We start from the raw sequence: 22,789 nt of genomic DNA, 5'->3' as shown, positions 1-22,789 counted from the left end.
ATTAACCGATGACCGATGCCTACGCGCAGCCGCAGGAGGTTGACGATGTGCTGCTGGCTTTCCCCGCAAGGCTGGGCGAGCTGCTGCCGCCATCGGAAGTGATCCCAGCCGACTACCCGCACCGGCACGAATGGTTGCGATTTCAGAGCATGTGGTTCGCCGGTACGTTGCCAGCGGACTGCCAGCTCGAAGCGGTCGAGGGCGTCGACGCCGCGGTTGCGGGGCGGCATCTTGAAGCGATCCAGCAGTCTTTCGAACCGAAGCACGAGCACAAGGCGGATGCTGTTGCTTGGTTGGCGAGTCGGTGGTTCCTGCGAGCCAGTACACCGGACAGCTCCTACAGCTGCCCTGAAGTAAGTCCCCGGGCAAGTCGATGACGGTGACAGCGGATTCCGAAAGACATGAGCGACGGACCGAACTCGATTGGGCAAGCGAGTTCGTCGGCAGGCTCCCGGAGCTTGGCCGCCAATCAGCCCTCAATCCAATGAAACTCATGAGTCAGGAAGTGGCCAGGGCCGGGGCGGGGGCCGATCTCTCTAGCGTCTCCCACAACAGGCGGCGGCGCGGCGGGTGCCTGCCTGTGTCAGGAATCGTGACGAGGTCCCGAGTAGTCCGGTAGACCCTTGTGGGCGGTAATCGGGTTGCGAGTAAACGAGAATGAAGCTTTGGGTAGATGATCTACGGCCGCCGCCTGATGACACCTGGGTCTGGTCGAAAACAAGCCAGAACGCCATCGACACACTGATGTTGGCCGGGCTGGGCGAGATTACGGAAATTTCGCTTGACCATGACCTTGGCGGCGACGACACCACAAGGCCGGTTGTGTTGTGGATGTGCGAACACAACAGATGGCCCGAAAACGTTGGCATCCACACGGCGAATCCAGTAGGTCGCGAATGGCTCGCGGGCATGGTCGCCCGCTACAAGCCCGACGAGTCGTAAGTAAGTCATGTACCGCGGAGAGCGGATTGTCCGATATTCGCCTGCGGCGCAATGGTATTGGGCAATCGTTCCGGGTGTTCTGTCGGGAGTTGACGTTGCCTGCCGGGGCGGGCTTCGCGGTCGGAGGTCAGGGTTTGTGGCGCGGAGTGCTGCGGAGGTCGGTGCGTGCCCCCTGTCCTGGGCGCTGCCAGTTGTCGACCGTTTCGGGTAGCCAGCCGAGGTGGTGGATGTCTGCGCCGTCGGTCAATTCACCGTCGGGTTGTGGCAGTCGGCCCTCGGCGTGGTAGCGGCGTACGGTGCTGTGCGCGAGGCCGCGGCGGTTAGCGAAACCGCGCAACGACAGCAGCTTGATCACGCCTCGACTTTACAACACAATTGACTTTACAGCTATTATGCTGTAAAGTGCGCGGTATGCGCAACCCGACTGCCCCTTTCAAAGCCGGCGACTACCTGAGCGCCGGCGACGCATGGCAGGACGCCGTCCACCGGCTTGAAGCCTTCGACGACGGCACGAAGGTCGTCGCGAAAAACGCCGTCATCGAGCTCATCGAGCTCCAGAACGGCACGATCACCTGCCACCAGGTGGCGGTGATCGCAAGAGCCATCGCCAACGCCCTGGAAGGCAACACCTACGGGGAGGTGCTGTGATGACGGTCGAAGCGTCGACTCACCGCACAACCGTCGAGTTCTGGCACCCCAGCTACAACGAGCCATGCGAGCACGGCCCACTGAGGCCCGATGATGCGTGCTGCGCAGAACACCGCATCCTGGTTACACCCGCTGGGCGCAGCGGCTGGCCGACCGACCTCAACGACCTTGGGTACCTGCGCATGCGCGCCTACACGGCAACGAACTGGTTCGACGTTCTCGAGGTGCTGGACTGGCGCGGCAAGCACGACCCGATGCGGCTGTCCCGGCGAGGTGTCGAATACACGCTCGTCATCGACAATGGCGGCCAGCCCCTGACGATAACCACCGACACGATCGCCTTCGTCGATGCGTAAACCCACCCTGCGCCAAATCGAAGCCCTAACCGCCGTCGCCGCAGGCCGCATCGAGTGGGGCAACGCCTACCCGGAAATCGCGCGGAGAGGACATGTCGCACCGCTGGTCTTCCTGATCGACGGCCACAGTGTCTACGGAGGGCAACACGCCACCTACTCGCGGTTGTCAGAGTTGGGCTGGATTGTCGAACGCACCGACCTGCTCCCCCTCAAGACCGTCCCCGCTCAGACGCGCGTTTCCCGCACCATTACCGGCGCCGAAACGCTCATAGAACTCCCCGAACACTCCGCCCCCGCCGACGACGGCTGGAGAGCCAACGTCGAACTCACCGATGCAGGTCGCGCAGCCCTACGCTGGGCAGATCGGCCGAGTAGGTGAGGGGTACCCGCAATGCGCGCGATCGGCGCCTGGATAGTCCGCCGCAGGTGAGGACTACTGAGTGATGGATGGCCCTAGCGTGAACTGGGAGCGCTGGATCAGCGACGTCGAAGACCTGCTCGGTCACAGCGCAGTGGGCGACTTGTCCCACGACGGCCATTCCATACACAGCTTCCAAAAGATGTGGAGAGCAGGATGGACCGCGCAAGCAGCTGTAGAGGCTGTGTGGGCAGGCAAGCCGCTGCGATGAACTAAACGGTCCAATATCGGTACGACGCAAGGAGATCCGACATCCCGATGGGCACAGTGAGCCAACTGCCGAGCGCAGCAGAGCCGATCCGCGAACTACACCGACAAATCGAGGAATTGGCGGCACACGCCGCCACTGCCTACATCCGCACGGCACCGATCCGAGTAGAGGACCGCAACGGATGGCCATGCCACATCTGGTACGAGTCGAAAGATATCAACGTCGTCTCGATGGATGGCTCAGTGGGAATCGAGCCGACCGAACACTTCGACTATTACCCCGACACAACCTTCTTCACCGGCCGCAACCAGGCCCGCGAGATCGCTCAGGCACTCCTTTCCGCCAGTGCATACGTGGCCGATCATCCACCGGCAGACGAAATGTCCAGTGACGGCGCGAATCGTCAACCAGGAGAGGAAATCCCGTGAGTATCTACGTACACGCGCCAGATGGCGGCGGCATTGCTGGCTCACTCTGTGAGCAAGATGGCGACTTGACCACCTTCCGAGCGAATGTCACGTGCCCTGATTGCGAAGACATTCTGGACGCCGCGTACTCAGCGAACGACTGGCCACGACTGATCCAAGGCTTCGAGCAGCAACTACGCGCACAGCAGGAGTTGTACGCGCGAGCCGGAGCAGCGCATTCGCGGTATTTCGGCAATGTCGTTTGCGACCTGACCTAACAGGCGAAGTCCAATGCCCAGATTAATGAGCGTGGCGCTGACCACCGACCAAGTCCGACGCCAGGAGAAGACGGTCACCCGTCGAGTGGGCTGGAGGATGCTCAAGCCTGGCGACTTGGTCACCTTGTGCCCAAAGGTTCGCGGCCGACGCGCGGGCGAGGCCCTCGAGCGGATCGTGACCGTCGAGATCGTGTCGACGCGTCGCGAGCAACTCAACGCAATCACACCGAACGATGTGCTGGCCGAGGGCTTTCCGGGGATGGCGCCGGCGGAGTTCGTGGAGTTCTTCACGTCGACGCACTCTGGTGTCACACCGGAAACGGAAGTGACTCGCATTGAGTGGACGTACCCGCGGGTCTGCCGGGGCTGCGGCTGCGACGACTACGCCGCGTGCGACACGATGCACGGCCCGTGCGCATGGCTGCACACCTACGACGACAACACCGGGATCTGCACCGCATGTGCGGTATCTGCTTGACCTACGAAACCGAGGCCTCAAAATCATGAGCGACGACGAACGCATCACGGCCGCCGAGGCTTTTCTAGCGGAGATACAGCACGCGGCACTCGTCGCTGAGGCTGAGGACCTGGCCGCCGGCATGCGTCATCTGTCCGTCGTGACCGGGGATCTCGAGTCCGAGGACGACGTCCGCCGGCTCGAGCAGCTGACCACCGCCGCCTGGCGTGGCCGTGACGGCGCCCGCCTTACGCGCTCCGGCGGCGGGAACGACTACGTCACCTTCTACGTCGACGGTCCAACAGCGGATCGGTTCGTCGAGGACCTCGCCCGACTAGCTGAAACGCTCAACCCCGGCTGGTGGCGGATCATCGACTCACCTCACCCGTTCTGAATTCGGCGGGACGGACGAAAGACGCTGAAATGATGGCCCGAGAGGATGTCGCCGAAACGATGTTGTGCGCGCGCTGCCAACCGAACCGAAAGATCCCGACCCCACGTGGTGTGGTCCCTGACCGCGTCCAGGGCCATGAACAGAACCGGCATAACCACGGATAGCGAAACCGTCAGCCCCAAAGAAACGAGGAGCCAGTCATGCTGACCATCGATTACGCGCTTGCCTACTCTTTCGTGGACCCATCGGACCCGGAGGTGCCATACCGACTCGAGTTCCGGTACGAGTACACCGAAGGTCAAGACCCCAGCATCTACACGAGCAATCCACCCGGACAGCTCTTCGCCGTCGTCAAAGGCGAGCATCCAGATCGTGGTAAAGCGATTCCACTTAGTCGCTATGGAGTGCGACTCAATGATGCGGATAGGGCCGTTGACCGCAACAACTGGCCGTGGTTCACGGAGAACAAGATTGATCTAAGTGTGATCCGCTCGCGAGTCCAGGCCGCCGGTTTGGCCTAAACAGAGGCTGCGCGATGGCGTCTCCGCAATAGCGTTGTGCAGCAGGAGGTTTCGGTGTCCGGTGATGGTGAGCAAGTCGGCCTCGATTTATGGCCACAGGAGCATGATCTGCCGCCGCGTTGGGATGGCCTGCCCGTGGAATGGGGCGAGTGGGAAGACACAGCAGGAGTATTCGTTTGTCCACCACCGCGCAAACCCGACCGCTGCGATCACTGCGACAGCACACGCGCGCCTTTAATCAGCGCCGGACGAATCTGGACCGATCCGAAGACGGCGCCGCCGGCGGTCGGCCAAGCGCGCTTTCGCCACGGCCGACATTTAGTCGGCAGCATTACCGCGTTCCGCTGCCCTGACTGCGGACACGACAGCGTGCTGGACCCAAACGGGCAGCATTGGGACCTCGACCCCACCGACTACACCGATGGCGGGTCTTGGGACAACACACGCTCCGAACGTCTGCAATAGGTGCCGTGTTGCTGCCATATTCGGCGGGCGCAACCGATCACACTCGCAAGATCCGCTCCGGCAGGAGTATGTCCGCTACCACGAAGGGGGCCAGATGCCCATCACCGGCGACGACCAAGTCGGAACAGTAGCTCCGAGCGCAGAAGGACGAGCAGATCTCGTCGACAAAGTGTTCGTGTACGCACACCACAGCAGCGTCCACGACGGCATCAACGTCGAGATTGAAGCTCCAGCGGGAACCCGCATCACCGTGCACCTCCACGACGGCATCCTTGCTGACGTGATCGTGCCGCAGTAACGCTCCACCGAACGCCGTTCGCTGGCCCGACGGGCCGGCCCGGGAATATCCGCTGTGGCTGTGATCGGGGCGCGGTAGTCGGTCACAAGTCGGTTTCGAGCTCGCTACGGGGCGGCGTCGTCGGAATCCGGTTCCGGCGGCTTGAGCACATCGGTTGTTAAGGTCAGGAGCACCCACCCCCACGACCCCCAGGGGTTTGATGACCGCAGACGATGCACCTCAACCGAAAACTACCGGCGCCCAACCGGTGCCAGATGCGATCCGCGGGCAAGACGGTGAAGCCGCGCCTGCCCAGCACATTGCCCGATCCTCACAGTACACAAACAAGACCGCTCCGATGATCGGGCCTCAGGAGCCTGCAGCTGTTAGCCCCAGGACCACCGCAGCAGGCAAGGACCGGACCGGGCCTGGCCGCCAGCAGCGTCGGCCCCCGCCCTCGAGTAGGCAGCCTAAAGGGCAGGCGCCGTGGCCACCGCACGGGCGTTATCGCGGTGACGGAGCTTCACGCGCTGCGGGACCCGGCGGTTTCGAGTCCATCGTGGTGGCGGCTCCGTCTCGACTTGCCGGGGGACGCTGGCCACGTGTGGTCGACAAGGCCAATGCTTTCGCGCGGACCCGCACCATCACGCCATCGCGGGGATGGCGTAAGTGGTTGTATGAGGCCAGCTTTCATACCATCAACGTCGGAGAGTCCGCCGGCGAGATCGAGCTGCGGCAGCTGATCGGCGTGGTCAAGTCGCCGATGGCGGGGACACACGCGATCACGGTGGTCGGAGGTAAAGGCGGCGCCGGCAAGACGTCGGTCACGACCGGGCTGGCCTCAATGTTTGCCGACATCCGCAAAAAAGATCCGGTGCTGGCCGCCGACGCCGACCCTACTCAGGGAGCCGACCTGCCGGACCGGATCGCGCCGGACGCCCCCGCCTCGTTCGGTGACATCGTGGCCGCAAATCACCTGCGCCGCAAGGCCGATCTGCAGCGGTACGTCGGGCAGAATCCGGAGTCAGGGCTTGATGTGCTAGCGGGTCAAGCCCGCGGCGGGGCTCACCGCGGCGATCTGGGTGCCCAAACGTATATCCAGGCACGTGAGCGGTTGGACCTTTACTACAACTTGCTGGTCACCGACACCGGCGTCGATTTTGGGCATCCGGTGATGCCTGCGGTCCTGAAGGGCACGGATTCGCTGGTGATGATCGCCTCGGCGATACCTGATGGGCTTGCGGGAGCGTGGAGAGCTCTCAATTGGCTCGATGACGCCGGGTATGACCGGTTGTGGCCCCGAATGGTGGTTGTTATCAACCATATTCGCGCGTTCGACGGCCGCCGCGATCGCGTCGAGACTGCTCGGATGGTGGCGGACGCGAAGGAACAGTTCGCTAGCAGAGTTCCACAGGAACGGATATTCGAGCTTCCCTACGACAGGCATATTGCTGAGGCTGGGGTGCTGGAGCTCGATCAGCTGGCCGCCAAGACCCATCGTGAGTTCCTGAGGATCGCTGCCGCGATCGCCGCCGGATTCAGGTCGGTGTCCTGACTGATTCGGCGCGCAGCGTCATGTGTGGGCGTCTCAAAACAGGTTGCTCAGCGCGGCCGACACCTCGGCGGCCTGGTCGCGTGCGATCCACACGTCGGCCGCGGTAGTGATGGCCATCCCAAAGCGGCGCCGATGGTGATCGAGCTGGTGTTGGGCGCGCAGCCAGACTTCGCTTTGCGGGACTGCCAGCGCATCGGCTAGGGCGTGACCAGATTCGGGGCGGGGTGCTGCCGGGCCGAGTGAGTGGTCGCGCCCGTAGATGACCCGGGCCGCCCCGGGTGAAACCAGCGTGGTGTCGGTGGTCAGGCCCAGGACGGCGCGGGCTTGCAGCTCGAAGGCCGAGAGGCGCTGGGTACGCAGCGTCACCAGGGTGCGCTCGTAGGGCTGGGCGCTGACGTCGCTGAAGTAGACCTCGTCGCCGCGGACCATCAGTTCGACACCGAATATGCCGCGCCCGCCGAGGGCTTTGACGACGCGCGCGGCGATCGATTTGGCCAGTTCCAGTGCGGCCGGGCTCATCTCTTGCGGCTGCCAGAATTCCTGCACGTCACCGATGGGGTCGTCGTGGCCGATCGGCGCGCAGAAGTCGGTGGTCGGCCCATCTGGCCCGTCGGTGCACACCGCGAGCAGGGTGACGTGAAAGTCCATGGCGGCGCTGGTTTCTGCCAGCACTCGGTTGGGGGTAGGCGCGCCTGCGGCGGATATCGCGCGCTGCCAGGCCGTCTCGATGTCTTGCGGTCCCAAGATCACCGAGCGCCCCGCGCTGGCCACCAGCGCCAGGGGTTGTACGCGTAGCGGGTAGCCGACGTCGTCGGCCACTGCCCGTAGTTCGTCGAGCGATCCGGCGAACCAGAACGGGACGGTGGGCAGCCCGAGTTGGTCGGCGGCCAGCCGCCGAAGGCCCTCGCGGTCCGCGGTGAGCCGCAGACTGCGCGCGGTGGGAAAGACCTGCGCGAAATCGGTTTCGGCCGCAAGAGTCAACGCATCGATGGTGACCATGTCGGTGGCTGTGACCACGTAATTCGGTTGTAGGCGGCCGATCACTGCGGCCATCTCGTTGGTGTCGGTGATGTCGAGGACCTGCGATTGGTCGGTGATTCCTTGCGTGAGACCATTGGCGTCCGGTTCCACTGCGATCACCTCGGCGCCGAGTCGCTGAAAGGCGGTCGCCAGCTCGGGGCTGAATTCTCCAGCCCCCAGCAGCATTACCCTGGTCCAGCGGGTGCGGCGTTCATTGCCGGGCTGGCTTTGATATCCGTCGCGTGCGTGGTGTGCCGGCGGCTGTCTGTGTGTGTCGATCCATTCGTCGTTCGTCACACGCTCAGCCACGGTCTCGCCCTTTTCGTCACGCATGCATACACACATCAAGATCGACCTGTTGCTGGTTCAGGATAGGGGCGTGGTGGCACTTGGGGCCGGCGACACACTCGGTAAGCCACGTTTGGGCGCTGGGGGGCGTCGTTACATGTCCGCGACGTAGAGCTTCGATGTCCAACCGTGAAGTTGTCATCGAGCATGACGCAATGCATATGGCGGGGGTGTCCGTGTCGGTGTGCGCTCCGAACTCACCAAATTATAAACTTGCGTTTATGGATGTGTGGGTGCTGACGACAGGTGTGGTGCAGTGGGGATGTTGACTGAGGGTGACAAGTGGAGGGCGCCTCGGCGCCGCAGGTTGAGCCCGCCGGTCGTGCTGGCCAGTGTGGGTTTGCTGACGGTGGTGGCATTAGTTGTCGCCGTTGTGATGTGGTTGGTTGGGGACCGTCCGGCGCCGCGGCCGGCGCCGCCGCCGACTGGGGCCAGGCCGCTGACGGTGGTGGAGTCGGCCGGCGTCACGGCGCTCATTGACCAGCAGAATGCTGGCGCGCACAGCCTGTCGGGCAAGATTTCGGTGAACGGTCGAACGTTGGGGATTCAGCTGGGCTACCTCGCCGATGGGAGCACCGGCAGTGGCACGCTGACTGCCGGGGGTTTGCGTGGCGATGTCCTGATCGACGCCGCAGTGGTGTATCTACGTGGCGGCCAACCGTTTTGGGCGGCCTTGGGGGTTGCCGGCGCGCCGCCGCCGGGATGGGTGGTCCTGCCGCCGGACTTCCTTGGGGGCAAAGTGTTCGTCAGCCCGGCGGCGTGGACGGCGGCGCTGCTGCCCACGCCGGCCGCGCGGCTTGATGGGCAGACCTACTACAGCGGGCGCGGTGACGCGTCGGCCACCATCGGGGACAAGGGCATCACCCATTTCGCCGTCGCGGGTGTTACTGCCGATGTTCGGGCGGTACCCGCGGCCGAAGTAACCACTGCTGCAGGACAATTGGGCAATGGGCGCGGCCCGGGGATCCCGTTGGGACGCGACCCTGCCGGAACCTGGGTCCTGCCCCCGCCCCCGCCGGCGGCGACGACGTCGACGCCCACAACGACTGCAACGCCGACCTCGACAACCCCTACGCCCTGACGCTGGCCCTGGCCTCGATGTCGGAGCCTGTTGTCATGATGGCCCCGCAAGGGGGAGCGACATCGACTGTCGGGGGGAATAATGTCGTTGATTGACGTAGTCGAGGCCAGTGCCGAGGACCGTGAACTCATTGAACGCGCCGAGGCGGCTGTGGTGTTCGCACGCCGAATGCTCGAGCCCGGGACTGCCGTGATTCTTGACGTCGAGACGGTTTCGCTGGGCGGGCCGATTTGTGAGATCGCTATGGTCGATGCGGCATCGGGAGTGACACTGGTGGATACGCTGGTCAATCCCGGGGTACCGATCGAAGCGGGCGCCTACGCGGTCCACGGCATCAGCGACGCCGAGGTCAATGCGCCGGCGGTGCCGTCCTGGCCAAGTGTGTGGGAACGGTTGCTGCCGCTGGTTGCCGGGCGAATGATCCTGGCATACAACGCTGACTACGACCGCGAGGCCGTTACGGCGGACTGTCGCCGCTATGGGCTCGCCGATTCGTGGCTCACGGATCAGCGAAGCTGGGCCGATGTGATGGTTCCGCGGTCCGACCACCTATATATGAACCGGTTCCTGCGCAACGACGGCGGGCACCGTGCACTCGGCGATGTTCATCAGACCCGCCGGCATCTGCTGGCGATGACGGTGCCCACGCCCTGGCCGCCCGACGGGCGTTGAGCCCCTTGGTGTTTCGAGCCGAGCCTTGCGCGCCGCGGTTATTTGTAGCTGACGGCGCCGAAGTGCACCGGGCTGACAAAGCCGTCGACAAGCCACTGCTTGTTATTGCTCAGCGTCAGGCGCAAAGTGGCGTCGATGGTGTTGAACGTGGTGGTGCTGGCGGAGGCCTTCGCGGTGACCAGGGCGCTGACGCTGTCGCCGGGCTTGGCTTGTGACGGGTCGATGCTGTCCTTGCCGAGCTGGATCGACTTGACCTCCACGGAGGTGTAGGGCGACGCCGCGATCGGGGTGTCAGTGAAATTGGTGGTGACGAAACGGCCCAAAACCCCGGCGTTGTTGGCGGTGTAGTAGGCCGTCATGAAGTTCGCCACCGTGGTTCCCAGCGGTCCTTTGAGGTCGACGCCGATCGTGTAGTACGGCTTGACTTCGAAGTTGCGTGCGGTGTCGTTGACCGGCCTCGGCCACTGCAGGGCTTTGAAGCTGCCGCCCGACTCCACCACGGTGACCTTGTAGTAGCTGCGCGTCGACGCGCCCGCCTCGGGTAGAACGATGGTGGCGCCGAACACCCACTCCCACTCGGTTTGATCACCTGCCGGGGTGACTTTGACGTCGCTCGGGTTGATGTAGAGCACCGTGAACGGGTTCGGGTTGAGCTCAGGTTGCCCGGGCAGTGCCGTCATCGACGCAAGCTTCTCGGCGTCCTTGGCGTCGCCGGCTGCCCACACGAGGAAAAAGTTCTGGGCAAAGAACTGCGACTTCGTGAAGTGGTTGATTTCGCGCTGAACATCAATGCGCTGCTGCACCCTATGCAATAGCGCAACTTGACCGACGCCGATCACCACGGTCATCAGTAGCGCCAGCCACGCGGCTGCGATCGTTGCGATAAACCCCCACTTGATCGCCGGCTCCGTCAACTGGATCCGAGGCTTGCGGATCGCCATGTGTTTTCCTCCCGAGTGACGACCAACTGGCCGCTATCATAAAGTCAAGTTGATGCATTAAGACGGAAAGGCGCGACACGTGGCACACCCCGGCGGGCCCGCGGCCCACCAGCCGCAGCTGTCTGCAGCGCAGCGCGCGCGCCTAAATGCTCAGGTCGATGAGGTCCTGACGAATGCCGCGCTGTCCGATGATGAAGCTGCCGATCTGATCGATTCCGTGGTCGACGCTGTGGTTCCCCAACGCGCGCAGGCGGCCTCATCGAGCGTCGACACAAGCGATGAAGAAGAGTCACCTGGCCCGGCATGGGCCGCCGATCAGTCACCGTCGGCGCCGAAGGCGGAGTCGGCGCTAAGCGGTGGCGGCGGCACCATGCCGCTGCCTGTCGCGCCGCGCAAGCCGTCGAGCGAGGACGACGATGACGAACGGTACCCGCTGTGGCGTCCACCCACCCGGCCGACAGTGGACGTGCCGGCCGACGTCGCCGACATCGCCCCGGTCGCCGCACCCGCTGCCCCTGACGAGACCCCGACACCGCCACCTGCAGCGGATCCGCAATCAGCGCCGCCTCGGCCGGGGCCAAGCGCCAGCCCGCCCAGCCGACTCTCGGCCGTCACGCGCCGCTGGTCGGCCCTGCCGTCATGGGCCAAGGTCGCAGTGGCCGTCGCCGCGGTCCTGGTGCTGGTGGTGGGACAGCAGATCAGCAGTCACAGCGCGCATCGCCGCGAAGCTGACCGCGCCATTGACGGTCCGGCGCCCAGCGCAGTGACACCTCCCCTGCAGGCGGGAACGCCGACCGAGCAGCCGCTGCAGCCCGGCTGCCCGCCCAACGCCGGCGCACAATGCCGGCCAGTGGATTCGTCATGCGGAGCCGGTAGTTCAGATCCGTCGCTGGCGTTTGGGACCGACCCAAGTCAAGCCTGGATTTGCGCGCGATCCCACAACATCGACATGCAGCAGATCATCATCCAATTCCCCAAGCCGGTCGTGGTGACGTCGATCTTCGTGATTCCGGGGTTCGCGCACACCGAGAAGAACGGCCAGGACCATTGGGTTGAGCATCGGCTGGTCACCGCAATTTTGTGGCGGATCGGCGGCGAGCAGATCGAGCAGGCCATCTCACCCACCCCGCAGGGCTCCACACAGAAAGTGCCGGGAATCGCGACCCAAATCATCACCGGCACAATCCAATCCAGTCAGCGGCCGCCCGCGACCGGCAAGGGGCCAGGCCATCTACCTGGCATCCTGGGAGCACCGGACAATTCGAAAGTCGATGAGACGATCGCGATCAGCAAGATCACGATCAACGGCTACTCGGCGGGGCAGACGTGAGCAGCATGGGGCCGGCTCCAAGGGTGGTGGGGCATCGTCGCGTCGACACAGAAAGGCACAACCGGGGGGAGGAACGGCGTCGGTGGACCCTGATTTGGTCAGCTATTTCATCAACGGGCTGCGTTATTTGAGCCAGGACAACCTGGCCGCTGCCCGCGATAACTTCCTGTACTGCACCGAGCTCGACAGCACTCAATGCGACTTGTATCGAGCACTGGCGATGCTGGAAGGCCACATGGGCGATGGTCCGGCGTCTGCCGACCTCGTCGAAAAGATCTATCGGTCATTGCCGACCTGGGGTCGAGTACTGGCCGCGGTCGGTGATGAGACAGCAACGGTCTACCCTGCCGACTACTTACCGGTGTCGGTGGACCTGCGGTATTTGGGCTTGAAGGTTGAAAGCTACACTCCGACAGGCATTCACATCGGCCAGGCGTGCGCGCTGGCCGACCAGCGCCGATTCGACGAAGCGTTGCAGGTGATCAACGCAGCGCCGGTAATGACCCCGATGGTGCAGCTGGCCACGGTGTTGATCTACTTCAAGGCAGCCCGTTGGCAGGACGTGATTGATCTTGGCCAAAACCTCCTCAACCCTGTCCGCCACGACGGACATGACAGATCACTGGGCACGACCGACACCTATCTCCAAGCGGTTGCCTACCTGCTGACCGGTATCAGCTACGCGCATTTGGGGAACTTCGTGACCGCCGTTGATCGGCTGCGCACCGCCGACACGAAGCAGGTCGCAGACGACGGCCGGGAATTCCACTACATCGGCGTGGGCGCTGAGGTCTGCTACTACCTGGGCCTGATCGAGCGCGCCAAAGGCGAGGACGACAACGCCCGCGTGTACTGGAATAACGGGCTGGCATATGACCGCACACCCAAACTGGTGGCGGCCCTGGCCGATCCGACGGTCACTTTGCGGCAGACCACTGCGAAGCTGATCGACCAGCGCGGATCGTACTGGGACATCAACACCGAACCCGACCTCAACGAGGTCCGCAAGGCCGAACTCGTCGAGAACCAGAACGCGCTGCTCGAGGAGGCCGACGCCGAGCTGATGGCTCAGATCGGTATGGAGGAAGTCAAAGGGCAGGTGCGCCGCCTCAAGGCAGCCGTCGCGTTCGAACAAGAGCTCGCCCGCCGCGGCCGCGACCTCGACCGCAAGGCACTCCACCTGATCTTCGCCGGCCCGCCAGGGACGGGCAAGACGACGATCGCTCGGGTGATCGCGAAAGTGTTTGCAGGACTGGGCGTCTGCCCGTCCGACACTGTGGTCGAGGCCTCCCGAGCTGACTTGGTCGGCAGCCACGAGGGAGAGTCGTTACGCATGACCCGGGAGGTCCTTGCGCGCGCCGACGGCGGGGTGCTGTTCATCGACGAGGCCTACGAGATCGTCCAGGCCCGCAACGACGGTCAGGTGGATCCCTTTGGCACTGAGGCGATGACGGAACTGATGCGTCAGATGGAAAACAAGCGCGACACCCTGATCGTAATTATGGCCGGCTACGAGGCAGATATGAATCGGCTCCTGGCAACCAACGAGGGCCTCAACTCGCGGTTTCCCCGCCGGATCACGTTTCACTCCTACACGCCCGAGGAAATCGGCGACATCGCAGTCAGGCTGGCAGAAGCCCGCCACAACATTCTTCCCGCCGACGCCCGCCAGATGTTCGTCGATGCCGCTCATCGGTTGCAGGGCAACAATCATGCGGGCAAAAAGATGCTCGACGTGGCCGGCAACGGGCGATTTGTACGCAACGTCGTGGAATTGGCGGAGGAGTTCCGCAGTGAACGGTTGCAGGAGACCAATCTGCGGGCGCTGTCCGACGACGAGCTTTTAGCGCTGACCCCGGCCGATATCGGGCCGGCCATGGACAAAGAGTTGATCAAACACTTCGGCGCCTCCGCGCCGAAGATCGCAGCGCCGCCGGCGGCCGACCAAACGCGGTGGCTCAACGGGGGGGATGTTAACTAGATGGCTCGGTTTAGTACCACCAAGGCGCAGCTGTCAGGTTATCGGCTCATGGTGCGCCAGATCGACCAGGCATTTAGCAGTCGCACATCATTGCTTCAGAATTCGCCGCTGTCGACTCAGACACTGATGATCATCGTCGGGTTGTTCGTGGCCTGCCTGATTCCCGCGTGCGGGTTCTTCATGTCTTATTTCTCGCCGCGCGCCGACCAGAACGGGGCGAACATCATCATCACGAAATCAGGTGGCCTCTATGTCATGTTCGACGGCGCCCTGCACCCAGCCACCAATTTGGCATCAGCGCGGTTGATCGTCGGCAAACCAGACAACCCGAAGGTGGTCAAAGACAGCGCGTTGGCCGGCCAGCCCCGCGGCCAGTTGATGGGCGTGCCGTCCGGGCCCAACAATCTCACCCAACGCAGCGACGACACCGCCAAGTGGACCGTATGCGACAAGCACACCGACGAGACCGATCTGTCGCTGACCAAGGCCGACAGCCTGACGACGACTCTGTTCGCCGGGACCGACTCGATGACCTCAACCGTGGCGCCGTTGAGCGCCAACGACGCGGTGGTGGTCAAACTGGCTTCCGATCCACACCAGCTGTGGGTGGTCTACAACGGTTCGCGCGTCGGGGTCGGCACCCAGGATATGGCCACACGCGCAGCGTTGGGGCTGACCCCACGGATGGTTGATGCCGCGATCCCCATCTCGGAGGGACTATTCAACGCGATTCCCGCCGCCCCGGCTCTCAAGACGCCCTACATCGCCAACCGAGGACAGGTCAACCCGGCTTTGCCGCAGGTAACCAACGGCGATGTGATCATCACCGGCTCCGTCGACGGCACTCGCCGCTACCAGGTGGCACTCGAAGACGGGGTCCAGCAGATCAGCCAATTCATCGCACAGCTGCTGATCAACACCGGCAGTAAGGAAGTCACCACACTGGATGCAACGACCGTGTCGGCGGCGCCGCTGGCCAGCGACATCGACGTACGGCTGTACCCGGATCACGCGCCGAACTTTCGTGAGCCCCATGTGCTGTGCTGGTCATGGGAGCGCGGAGCCAAAGACCTTCGGGCGTCAACGACAATCCTGACGGCCGAATCGCTGCCGATTGCACCCGAGCGCGCCAATCAGGTTGTGGACCTGCTCAAGCCGACAGGAACAGTGGTCACCGCGTCGGCATCGCTGACAACCCCGGGCAAAGGCTGGTTCGTGCGGGTGACCGGTGCATCGCCGACGTCACACGCCAACGAGCAACTGATGTGGATCGACGACACCGGGGTTCGGTATTTCATCGGCCCGGCCAGCCAAGGCAAATACGACTCCACCATCAAAGCGCTCGGCATTGGTACACGTGACCCGCTGCCGATCCCCTGGCAGATCGCCAAACTGTATGCACCAGGCTCCACGCTGTCACGCGAAGCCGCGCTGACCTACCACACGCTGCTACCTGACGACCTGCATCAAAAAGCAATCCCGGAAAACCCGCCGCAGGCCGTCGGCGCTGATCAAGCTCCGGTCGCCGTGGGCAGATAACACGCACGCGATACCGAGATCGGCGCCACGCCGCCACGCCGCTCGGGCACGAAACATACTGCAACACAGGGGGAAATGAGACACATGGCAACGATCACCTTCACGCCGGCGCCGCGGAAGATCCCACAGATGAGCGCCGAAAGCGTCGACGTGCCGCCGCCGGATCCGCTGCCCGAACAGGCCCGGGGGCCGATGCTGATGCGGATCGTGCCGTTCCTCATCGGCGGCATGATGCTCGCGTTCATCGTGATGATCGTCATGTCCGGTACCCGGATCATGTCGCCGGTCATGCTGATGGCACCGATGGGCATGATGATGGCCGCACTGGCATACCTCGGAGTAGGCGGCCCCGGGGGAGGCCCGCTCACCAACCTCGACGAGAACCGCAAAAACTACTGGCTCAAGCTGCGTGAACAGCGCAAGCTCGCTCACAGCCTCGGGCAAATCATCCACGACCTGCACGCCGGCACATATCCGCATCCGTTGACCCTGTCGGCGCGCTGCGGCCGCCCAGGAATGTGGTCGATCCGCCCAAGCGATTCCAAACTGCCACCGGGCGCCAAGCAGGAAGACAGCCCGGCAGCGTTGCGGCCCTGGCTGACTGCCCGCGTCGGAGTCGGGCTGACCGAGGTCTTGCCCAAGATTGAAGAGCCGGAAACCGAAATCCCTGAAAAGCTCGAGCCAGTCACAACAGGAGCATTTCGACGGTTCTTGCGCACGCAGAAATTCGTCACCAACTGCCCACTGGGAATCAGTTTCGCCGAGCAGCCCGCATACAGCTTCCGCGGCGACCCCGACGCCGTGTTGGCGTTAGGCAGGGCGATGATCTGCTCGCTGGCCTTCAACCATTCGCCGAACGATCTGGCCATCGGCGTGATCTGCGACCCTGCAGTGCGCAGCCGCTGGGATTGGGTGAAATGGCTTCCCAGCGCGCAGGATCCGCGCCGCGACGACCGCGCCGGCTCGGCGCGCTACGCCTGGCCGTCGCTGGCGGCGTTCGTCGCCGACACCGAACTCGGTCCAGGCAGCAGCGAAGGGCCGCACCTGGTGGTGTTCATTGACACCCCGGGCAACGACGTGTCGTTGCCGCCCGGGTGGACCCGTGCGGCCACCACGCTGGTGGTGCTCAACGCGCCCAGCGAGACCCTGACCACCAAGCAGGGCAGATTCCACGTCTCCGATCGCCGCGAATTCTCAACCCCTCGGCAGCTGCGCATCGCGCACGCCGACGCCTTGACGATCACCCAGGCCCGCACGATCGCGCAAAGGATGAGCCGACACCGCCCGCCGCACTGGGCCGCATCGGACACAACCGTCAAGACCGAAGTGGCTAAGCAGTCCTATTTCGATGTTCACGGCATCACCGATCTTGAGACCTGGGATCCGCGCCCGCTGTGGGCGGCCAACAGTGTCGACTCGCATTTCGAGATCCCGGTCGGATTCGTTCACGACGGACAGCAGCTCACGCCGGAGATCTTCTCCATGGATTTCGCCGAGGCGTCTCTGAGGGGCACCGGCCCCCATGGCTCCATTCAGGGTAAGACCGGATCCGGCAAGAGTTTTCTGCTGATGGGATTGGTGGGGTCGCTGTGTGTGAGGTTTGGGCCCGACAAGGTCAACCTCATCTTGATGGACTTCAAGGGCGGCGCAACCTTCCGAGGCTACGAGAAGTTGCCGCATGTCATCGCCAACATCAGCAACCTCGAGAATGCCGCTGATCTGGTCGGCCGCACCGCCGCAGTCCTGCTTGGGCTGATCAAAAAGCGCGAGGTCCTGATGTATGAGTGCGGCGCCAAGGACATCGTCGAATACCGGCAAATGCGCGCCAAGAACCCCGAAAAGCATCCGCCGCTGCCTGAAGTGTTCGTCATCATGGACGAATTCAAGGAGTACATGACGAATCATCGGGAGGACTTGGAGACCTACATCAAAATCGGCACGGTCGGGCGCGCCTGGGGAATTCACGTATGGCCGTGCTCCCAGGACATCGACCAAGCGTTGTTGCGCGGTTTGGAGTCGCACCTGACATTCGGTATCTCGCTGCGCGCCAGCGACGCCGCCCACTCCCGGTTCGTCATCGGCGGCGTAGACGAGGCCATAAACCTCCCCATGGGGCAGGGGATGGCGATCGCCTACCGAGAGAACCGCCCCGACGGCGATGAACGCGAGCGGGTCCGGTTTCAGGGATTCAACGTCGAGCAGCGCTACATCGCCCCGCGCCGCCACACCCGCAAGCGAGCTGAAGCGGTCACGTCCGCCGCTGTGTCAGGGCGCCGGCTGGCCCAGTTCAGTTTGGAGAACTCGTTCAGCGTCGACGGTGAAGCCGTTGAGAGTGCGGCCAAGGATCTCGGTGCCGCAGTCGACCTGGACTCACTGCCGAAGATGAAAGACGCACTGGTTGACCGGATCGCGCAGTTCGACGACGTTAAAGCGCTGCAGTTGTGGCAGCCCACGCTGCGGGCCCCGATCAGTTACGCCGACGTCACCATCGAGCCGAGCCGATCCTCAAGGCTGGCAATACAAATCGGAATCACCGACGCGCCGTTCGAACACACGCGGCTGCCGTACTTCATCTACCCCCAGGACGCCGGCGCTCACGTGCGGATCCTCGGTCAGGCCGGATCCGGGCGCTCCACCGCGGTGCAAGCCATCGTCGCCGGTGCGTTGCAGGCGTACCCGCCGCAGTTCTGCTCGTTCTATCTCGTCGACTACACCGGTGCGAAGCTCTCGGAGATCGCCGAATTGCCCAACGTGGGCGGGTACGCCCGCAGGACAGACGAGGACCAAATCAACCGATTCATCGGTGAGTTCTTCCGGCTGCTGGTGATCCGGGAACGGGAATTCGGCCGGCGTGGCGTGACCAACCTCGACGAGTACTTCAACGACCGGGCCACCACACCGGCCGAGGGCGACCCCTACGGTCACCTGTTCCTGGTGATCGACGGGTTCACGCGTTACCTGAACGACAACGAACACGCCAAGGAATCGCTGTTGGAGTTGCTAGAAAACGGCCCCCGCTACGGGCTGCACCTGATCGTCACCGCGTTGGCCAACCAACACATTCCACCGAAGATGCACAGTTATTTCGGGACGTCGGTCCACTTGGCTGTGCAAGACCCCAACGAGTCGTTCGTGACCGCCACAGCCAAGTCCTTGGTGAGAGATCTGCCCTCCGACGAGCCGGGCCGCTGCGTAGACATAGACCGGCTGCTCGAGGCCCGCATCCTGGTGCCCCAATTCGAACCGATCGAGCCGACCAAGTACGAGCGCGGCATGCCGGTGTACGACTATCGAGCCAACTACGCGTCGGGCATAGCACGGTTCGTGGAGGAAATGCAGGCCCGCTGGCCCCGGCCTGACAAGCGGGCCATCCCGATCCAGCCCGCCCCCCCGCACATCGAATACCAGGTCATCTGGGATCTCTATAACGAGTACGCGCGTAAGCTCGCAGAGCTCAACCCGCCCGAACCTGGCCGGCGCGCGGCGATGGACAAACACTTGCCAATCGCGATCAGCGTTGAAGACCTCAGGGTGGTCACCGTGCCTGATCACACCTCACCGCATCTGCTGGCCGTTGGCGACCCGCTCATGGGTAAGACAACGTTGTTGCGGGCGTTGATCAATTCAGTTGTGCACCAGTTCAATCCGGATGAGGCGCAGTTCGTCATCATCGAGTCCAAATACGATCTGCTGGCCGAGCAGGAACAGCTGGCCGCCAACGGCTACTTGATGGACTACGCCGACCAGAACACGTTGGCCGCGGCGCTAGAGAAAGTTACAGCTGTGATCGAGCCGCGTAAACCCGCCAAGGAGCAGGGATTGTCGACGACGGCGATCAAGAACCGCAGCTGGTACAGCGGGCCCGAAGTGTTCGTCCTCATCGACGGTGTGGAGGCCTTCACCGGAACAGGTTTCGGGATGGGCGGTGCGCCGCTGGATCCCCTCGTGGAGCTGATGACTCGCAACGACCTCGGGTTGCACGTCTACGCCACAGGACCAGCGCAAGGATTCCCGTCCACCCGCCAGTCCAACAAGCTGTACCAGGCGCTGGCCCAGCGCAACAGCCCAACACTGCTGTTCTCCGGTCCAGTCAGCGAAGGCACAATCTGGCCCAGCTCTGGAATCAAATTCGCCCGGCGCCGGCCCGGGCAAGCGATGCTCTACGACCCCCTCTACCCGACAACCCCGGAGATCATCCAGGTCGGCATGGCGCGCCCCTGGGGCTAAGCCCGCAGACCACAGCCGACGCTGCCGGCCAAGCCGCGCGCGTGCGTGCCGCGACGAAGGCCCCTGGGCCCCGTCTCGCCGCGGCCCAAACACGGTGAGACGCCGTCGTCAGTTGTGAACCGCTTTATCACTGTTATTTGCCAATGGATTTCGGGGTCGGTGGGGGTGTCGGCGTTTAGCGACGCTCGAACCGGCGACCATAATTGTCAAGATGTGGATTGTCGAACTCGGACAGATCGGCCGCGCCGGTCAGCCCAACACCCGAACGTTGAGCCGCAATGTATCCCCCTCGCGTCGCGACGCCGAACGCATCGCCGAAAAGCTGCTTGTCGAGCGCGGCGTGCAAAGCGATGTAGCAGCCAGGATGGCGAAGATCGCCGACAAATGGACCGACGACTTCCCGACCCGAACGACGGTACGAATCTTCGAGGAATAATCACTGCTGGTTGAAAATCCAGCCGGCGCGCCGTAGGCCCAAACGGGACCTGACGAAAACCTCTCGACTGGTATTTCTTGGTGGGCTCGGTGGGGTTGGGCAACGTGATCGCGCGAGTTTGGGAACGCGGCGCAGTGCCCAATTATGGGCCGCGACTGACGCGGGAATCATCCGTGCGCACACCGGTCTCAGAGTGGGCTAAGCGCGGATAGACGCATGCTCCGAGCCACTGATAGTGAATCCGCTATCATCAAACCATGCCGGGGCCTAGCGACCAATCGCCGAGCGGGACCGCGGCTGCACTCCTGCGCGAAGCCCGCCAGCGGCGGGACATGTCGCAGCGCGAACTCGGACGAGCCGCTGGCGTGCCGCAGTCAACCGTGGCGAACATTGAATCCAATAGGCAACAGCCCTCTGTTGCAATGCTCGAGCGCCTGCTCGATGCGGCCGGGTTTCGGCTCGAACAACAGCTAGTCAACACGGTGCGACCCGGTGAGCTGCTCGAGCGCTACCGCGACGAGGTAGCACGCCTCCTCGCCCGCTATCCCATCACCCGCGCCTGGGTCTTCGGTTCCGTGGCACGAGGCAATGACCGCCCCGACTCCGACCTCGACATCTTGATCGAGCTGACGCCCAACGCATCCTTCGCCGATTACGTCGGACTCGACGACGACCTCGCCGCGCTCCTAGGATGCCCAGTCGACGTCATCACGACCAGGGAACTGGGGTCCAATGACATGTTGCGGCGTCGGGTGAACCGTTATCGACGACGGCTGGAAGTCGCCGCGTGAAATAGACGGTCGGCGCAAACGGACCACCCGGACAACTCGTTTCACCGACTCATTCGCACAACCTAAAATCCAGTGTCACGATCTGGGGTTGACCCCTGATGGTGGACACCCGACTGGTGGGACCGTTGGTCCCGCGGGAAGGATGTCCGTATGTCGGGCAAGCGTCGCAAGTACACCCCGGAGTTTCGGGAGCAGGCTGCTCGCCTCTGGGGTTGACCCCTGATGGTGGACACCCGACTGGTGGGACCGTTGGTCCCGCGGGAAGGATGTCCGTATGTCGGGCAAGCGTCGCAAGTACACCCCGGAGTTTCGGGAGCAGGCTGCTCGCCTGGTGATTGAGACTGGCCGTCCGGTGGCTCATGTGGCCGCTGAGATCGGTGTTGGTGAACAACTGTTGGGACGTTGGGTGCGCCTCCAACGTGAAGCGGTCACGGCTGGCGATACTAGCGCGGTGCTTGATGCTGATGAACGCGCAGAGTTGGAACGGCTGCGCCGCGAAAACGCTGAATTACGGTTGGACCGGGAGTTTTTGAAAAAAGCCGCGGCCTTCTTCGTCTCCGAACACAACCGGTAGAAGCCTACCGGGTGATCGAGGCGGAGAAGGCCACCTACCCGATCAAGCGGATGTGCGAACTGCTGGAGGTATCCCGCTCGGGGTATTACCAATGGCGCAAATCCCGCAACCGTGGGCCCAGCCCGGCCCAGCAGCGCCGCAGCGAGCTGGACGCCAAGGTCGCCGAGTTCCACACGGCTTCTGACGGCGTGTACGGCGCCCCGCGCATCTGCGCCGACCTGCGCGCCGCCGGTGAGCGGGTGTCACGCAAAACGGTGGCGGCCTCGCTGCGTCGCCAGGGCCTGGCCGGGATCTGCCCGCGTCGATTCGCGCCGGCCACCACGGTCGTCGACCTGGATGCGCCGGTACCCAACGACCTGGTGAAGCGCAATTTCGACATCGGGGCGCTCAACCGGGTGTGGACGAGCGACATCACCTACCTGCGCACGGGTGAGGGCTGGCTCTATTTGTGCGCGGTGCGCGATGGCTGCTCACGGCGGGTGATCGGCTGGGCCATCGACGAGTACCTGCACACCGATCTGGTCCAGGCTGCCGTGCAGATGGCCGTGACGATGCGCGGCGAGCTCGGCGATCAGGTGATCTTGCACGCTGACCGCGGCTGCCAATACACCTCGGCACAGCTGGCGCGGTTCGCCCGCGAGCACAACCTGGTCCGCTCCTCAGGCCGCACCGGAGTGTGTTGGGATAACGCTGCAGCTGAGTCTTTCTGGGCCACATTAAAAGTCGAGTTCTACGACCGCTACATATGGCCGACGAAGGCAGCCGCCAAGCTCGCAGTGGGCGATTGGATCGAACGTGTCTATAACCGACGCCGACGCCATTCAGCCCTCGATATGATGGCCCCGGTCGACTTCGAAGACCGACTCACTCAGACGGCAAAAGCCGCCTGACCCTGTGTCCACTAAACGGGGTCAAGCCCA

At 63.6% G+C, this 22,789-nt stretch carries 25 protein-coding genes; 22 read left to right on the top strand and 3 right to left on the bottom strand.

All coding sequences use genetic code 11. The features are described from left to right. The first annotated feature begins 8 nt into the window (after positions 1-8). Positions 9-377: a hypothetical protein gene (locus H7I87_RS00890; protein ID WP_083071622.1), complete on the top strand. Its 369-nt coding sequence runs from the start codon at positions 9-11 to the stop codon at positions 375-377. Between the two features lie 280 nt (positions 378-657). Further along, positions 658-942: a cyclic-phosphate processing receiver domain-containing protein gene (locus tag H7I87_RS00885; RefSeq protein ID WP_083071621.1), complete on the top strand. Its 285-nt coding sequence runs from the start codon at positions 658-660 to the stop codon at positions 940-942. A 127-nt stretch (positions 943-1,069) separates the two neighbouring features. Here H7I87_RS00885 and H7I87_RS00880 read toward each other — a convergent pair whose 3' ends face one another. Then, a complete protein-coding gene (locus H7I87_RS00880) occupies positions 1,070-1,297 on the bottom strand; it encodes a hypothetical protein (protein WP_083071620.1) in 228 nt (75 codons plus the stop codon). 56 nt (positions 1,298-1,353) lie between these two features. On the opposite strand from H7I87_RS00880, the gene H7I87_RS00875 reads away from it, so the two are divergent. The 11 genes from H7I87_RS00875 (at position 1,354) to H7I87_RS00825 (ending at position 6,929) form a co-directional block, all read left to right on the top strand. Then, a complete protein-coding gene (locus H7I87_RS00875; RefSeq protein WP_083071619.1) occupies positions 1,354-1,590 on the top strand; it encodes a hypothetical protein in 237 nt (78 codons plus the stop codon). Continuing rightward, entirely contained in the window at positions 1,590-1,946 is a 357-nt protein-coding gene (locus H7I87_RS00870; protein ID WP_139800153.1) for a hypothetical protein, read from the top strand. The genes H7I87_RS00875 and H7I87_RS00870 overlap by 1 nt, the downstream gene beginning before the upstream one ends. Beyond that, positions 1,939-2,325 carry a hypothetical protein gene (locus H7I87_RS00865; protein WP_083071618.1) on the top strand — a complete coding sequence of 129 codons (387 nt, stop codon included), beginning with the start codon at positions 1,939-1,941 and terminating at the stop codon, positions 2,323-2,325. Before H7I87_RS00870 ends, H7I87_RS00865 begins: the two co-directional genes overlap by 8 nt. A 297-nt stretch (positions 2,326-2,622) precedes the next feature. Continuing rightward, complete coding sequence (locus H7I87_RS00860; protein WP_083071617.1) at positions 2,623-3,003, top strand: hypothetical protein; 381 nt, start codon at positions 2,623-2,625, stop codon at positions 3,001-3,003. Further along, positions 3,000-3,260, top strand: coding sequence for a hypothetical protein (locus tag H7I87_RS00855; RefSeq protein WP_083071616.1), 261 nt, complete (start codon positions 3,000-3,002; stop codon positions 3,258-3,260). The genes H7I87_RS00860 and H7I87_RS00855 overlap by 4 nt, the downstream gene beginning before the upstream one ends. A gap of 25 nt (positions 3,261-3,285) precedes the next feature. Continuing rightward, positions 3,286-3,738 (top strand): ASCH domain-containing protein, encoded by a 453-nt coding sequence (locus H7I87_RS00850; protein ID WP_224164055.1) that lies wholly within the window; start codon positions 3,286-3,288, stop codon positions 3,736-3,738. Positions 3,739-3,763: 25 nt separating this feature from the next. After that, on the top strand, positions 3,764-4,111 hold the full coding sequence (locus H7I87_RS00845; RefSeq protein ID WP_083071614.1) for a hypothetical protein: 348 nt from the start codon (positions 3,764-3,766) through the stop codon (positions 4,109-4,111). Positions 4,112-4,311: 200 nt separating this feature from the next. Further along, positions 4,312-4,632 (top strand): hypothetical protein, encoded by a 321-nt coding sequence (locus H7I87_RS00840; RefSeq protein WP_085241486.1) that lies wholly within the window; start codon positions 4,312-4,314, stop codon positions 4,630-4,632. A gap of 36 nt (positions 4,633-4,668) precedes the next feature. Beyond that, on the top strand, positions 4,669-5,097 hold the full coding sequence (locus H7I87_RS00835) for a hypothetical protein (RefSeq protein WP_308010093.1): 429 nt from the start codon (positions 4,669-4,671) through the stop codon (positions 5,095-5,097). A 94-nt stretch (positions 5,098-5,191) separates the two neighbouring features. Continuing rightward, on the top strand, positions 5,192-5,395 hold the full coding sequence (locus H7I87_RS00830) for a hypothetical protein (RefSeq protein WP_139800152.1): 204 nt from the start codon (positions 5,192-5,194) through the stop codon (positions 5,393-5,395). 583 nt (positions 5,396-5,978) lie between these two features. Then, the gene (locus H7I87_RS00825) at positions 5,979-6,929 is read left to right on the top strand and encodes a MinD/ParA family ATP-binding protein (RefSeq protein WP_158084977.1); all 951 of its coding nucleotides are present in this window, start codon (positions 5,979-5,981) and stop codon (positions 6,927-6,929) included. Positions 6,930-6,962: 33 nt separating this feature from the next. Here H7I87_RS00825 and purT read toward each other — a convergent pair whose 3' ends face one another. Then, on the bottom strand, positions 6,963-8,294 hold the full coding sequence (gene purT / locus H7I87_RS00820) for a formate-dependent phosphoribosylglycinamide formyltransferase (RefSeq protein ID WP_317187594.1): 1,332 nt from the start codon (positions 8,292-8,294) through the stop codon (positions 6,963-6,965). A gap of 310 nt (positions 8,295-8,604) precedes the next feature. Here purT and H7I87_RS00815 point away from each other — a divergent pair, with 310 nt between their 5' ends. Together H7I87_RS00815 and H7I87_RS00810 are read left to right on the top strand one after the other, a co-directional pair. Continuing rightward, a complete protein-coding gene (locus tag H7I87_RS00815) occupies positions 8,605-9,378 on the top strand; it encodes a hypothetical protein (RefSeq protein ID WP_224164054.1) in 774 nt (257 codons plus the stop codon). A gap of 81 nt (positions 9,379-9,459) precedes the next feature. Beyond that, positions 9,460-10,050, top strand: coding sequence for a 3'-5' exonuclease (locus H7I87_RS00810; protein WP_083071609.1), 591 nt, complete (start codon positions 9,460-9,462; stop codon positions 10,048-10,050). Between the two features lie 38 nt (positions 10,051-10,088). Here H7I87_RS00810 and H7I87_RS00805 read toward each other — a convergent pair whose 3' ends face one another. Continuing rightward, positions 10,089-10,991, bottom strand: coding sequence for a conjugal transfer protein (locus H7I87_RS00805; RefSeq protein WP_083071608.1), 903 nt, complete (start codon positions 10,989-10,991; stop codon positions 10,089-10,091). Positions 10,992-11,070: 79 nt separating this feature from the next. On the opposite strand from H7I87_RS00805, the gene H7I87_RS00800 reads away from it, so the two are divergent. The 7 genes from H7I87_RS00800 (at position 11,071) to H7I87_RS00770 (ending at position 22,759) form a co-directional block, all read left to right on the top strand. After that, positions 11,071-12,321, top strand: a complete 1,251-nt coding sequence (locus H7I87_RS00800; protein ID WP_139800151.1) for a hypothetical protein — start codon at positions 11,071-11,073, stop codon at positions 12,319-12,321. 82 nt (positions 12,322-12,403) lie between these two features. Beyond that, on the top strand, positions 12,404-14,302 hold the full coding sequence (locus tag H7I87_RS28910) for an AAA family ATPase (RefSeq protein WP_158089861.1): 1,899 nt from the start codon (positions 12,404-12,406) through the stop codon (positions 14,300-14,302). Beyond that, complete coding sequence (gene eccB / locus H7I87_RS00790; RefSeq protein WP_083071605.1) at positions 14,303-15,841, top strand: type VII secretion protein EccB; 1,539 nt, start codon at positions 14,303-14,305, stop codon at positions 15,839-15,841. It begins immediately after the preceding gene. An 84-nt stretch (positions 15,842-15,925) separates the two neighbouring features. Then, entirely contained in the window at positions 15,926-20,068 is a 4,143-nt protein-coding gene (locus tag H7I87_RS00785; RefSeq protein ID WP_083071604.1) for an FtsK/SpoIIIE domain-containing protein, read from the top strand. 211 nt (positions 20,069-20,279) lie between these two features. Beyond that, positions 20,280-20,504 (top strand): hypothetical protein, encoded by a 225-nt coding sequence (locus tag H7I87_RS00780; protein ID WP_083071603.1) that lies wholly within the window; start codon positions 20,280-20,282, stop codon positions 20,502-20,504. A gap of 257 nt (positions 20,505-20,761) precedes the next feature. Beyond that, positions 20,762-21,295, top strand: coding sequence for a helix-turn-helix domain-containing protein (locus tag H7I87_RS00775; RefSeq protein WP_083071602.1), 534 nt, complete (start codon positions 20,762-20,764; stop codon positions 21,293-21,295). Positions 21,296-21,569: 274 nt separating this feature from the next. Beyond that, positions 21,570-22,759, top strand: a protein-coding gene (locus H7I87_RS00770; protein WP_095955826.1) for an IS3 family transposase whose coding sequence is annotated in 2 segments (ribosomal slippage) — positions 21,570-21,840 and positions 21,840-22,759 — 1,191 coding nt in all. Because the reading frame shifts where the segments join, the coding sequence is not laid out codon by codon here. The last annotated feature ends 30 nt before the right edge of the window (positions 22,760-22,789 follow it).

Source organism: Mycobacterium timonense (genome assembly GCF_025821985.1).
Taxonomy (GTDB): domain Bacteria; phylum Actinomycetota; class Actinomycetes; order Mycobacteriales; family Mycobacteriaceae; genus Mycobacterium; species Mycobacterium avium.
The sequence above is the reverse complement of the archived record's forward strand: the minus strand, read 5'-3'. Positions and strand labels throughout refer to the sequence as shown.

Excerpts from the sequence above, each read along its gene's own strand:
- H7I87_RS00890 (WP_083071622.1), top strand. The coding sequence starts at position 9 with ATGACCGATGCCTACGCGCAGCCGCAGGAGGTTGACGATGTGCTGCTG.
- H7I87_RS00885 (WP_083071621.1), top strand. The coding sequence starts at position 658 with ATGAAGCTTTGGGTAGATGATCTACGGCCGCCGCCTGATGACACCTGG.
- H7I87_RS00875 (WP_083071619.1), top strand. The coding sequence starts at position 1,354 with ATGCGCAACCCGACTGCCCCTTTCAAAGCCGGCGACTACCTGAGCGCC.
- H7I87_RS00870 (WP_139800153.1), top strand. The coding sequence starts at position 1,590 with ATGACGGTCGAAGCGTCGACTCACCGCACAACCGTCGAGTTCTGGCAC.
- H7I87_RS00865 (WP_083071618.1), top strand. The coding sequence starts at position 1,939 with ATGCGTAAACCCACCCTGCGCCAAATCGAAGCCCTAACCGCCGTCGCC.
- H7I87_RS00860 (WP_083071617.1), top strand. The coding sequence starts at position 2,623 with ATGGGCACAGTGAGCCAACTGCCGAGCGCAGCAGAGCCGATCCGCGAA.
- H7I87_RS00850 (WP_224164055.1), top strand. The coding sequence starts at position 3,286 with ATGAGCGTGGCGCTGACCACCGACCAAGTCCGACGCCAGGAGAAGACG.
- H7I87_RS00845 (WP_083071614.1), top strand. The coding sequence starts at position 3,764 with ATGAGCGACGACGAACGCATCACGGCCGCCGAGGCTTTTCTAGCGGAG.
- H7I87_RS00840 (WP_085241486.1), top strand. The coding sequence starts at position 4,312 with ATGCTGACCATCGATTACGCGCTTGCCTACTCTTTCGTGGACCCATCG.
- H7I87_RS00830 (WP_139800152.1), top strand. The coding sequence starts at position 5,192 with ATGCCCATCACCGGCGACGACCAAGTCGGAACAGTAGCTCCGAGCGCA.
- purT (WP_317187594.1), bottom strand. The coding sequence starts at position 8,294 with ATGTGTGTATGCATGCGTGACGAAAAGGGCGAGACCGTGGCTGAGCGT.
- H7I87_RS00810 (WP_083071609.1), top strand. The coding sequence starts at position 9,460 with ATGTCGTTGATTGACGTAGTCGAGGCCAGTGCCGAGGACCGTGAACTC.
- H7I87_RS00805 (WP_083071608.1), bottom strand. The coding sequence starts at position 10,991 with ATGGCGATCCGCAAGCCTCGGATCCAGTTGACGGAGCCGGCGATCAAG.
- eccB (WP_083071605.1), top strand. The coding sequence starts at position 14,303 with ATGGCTCGGTTTAGTACCACCAAGGCGCAGCTGTCAGGTTATCGGCTC.
- H7I87_RS00785 (WP_083071604.1), top strand. The coding sequence starts at position 15,926 with ATGGCAACGATCACCTTCACGCCGGCGCCGCGGAAGATCCCACAGATG.
- H7I87_RS00780 (WP_083071603.1), top strand. The coding sequence starts at position 20,280 with ATGTGGATTGTCGAACTCGGACAGATCGGCCGCGCCGGTCAGCCCAAC.
- H7I87_RS00775 (WP_083071602.1), top strand. The coding sequence starts at position 20,762 with ATGCCGGGGCCTAGCGACCAATCGCCGAGCGGGACCGCGGCTGCACTC.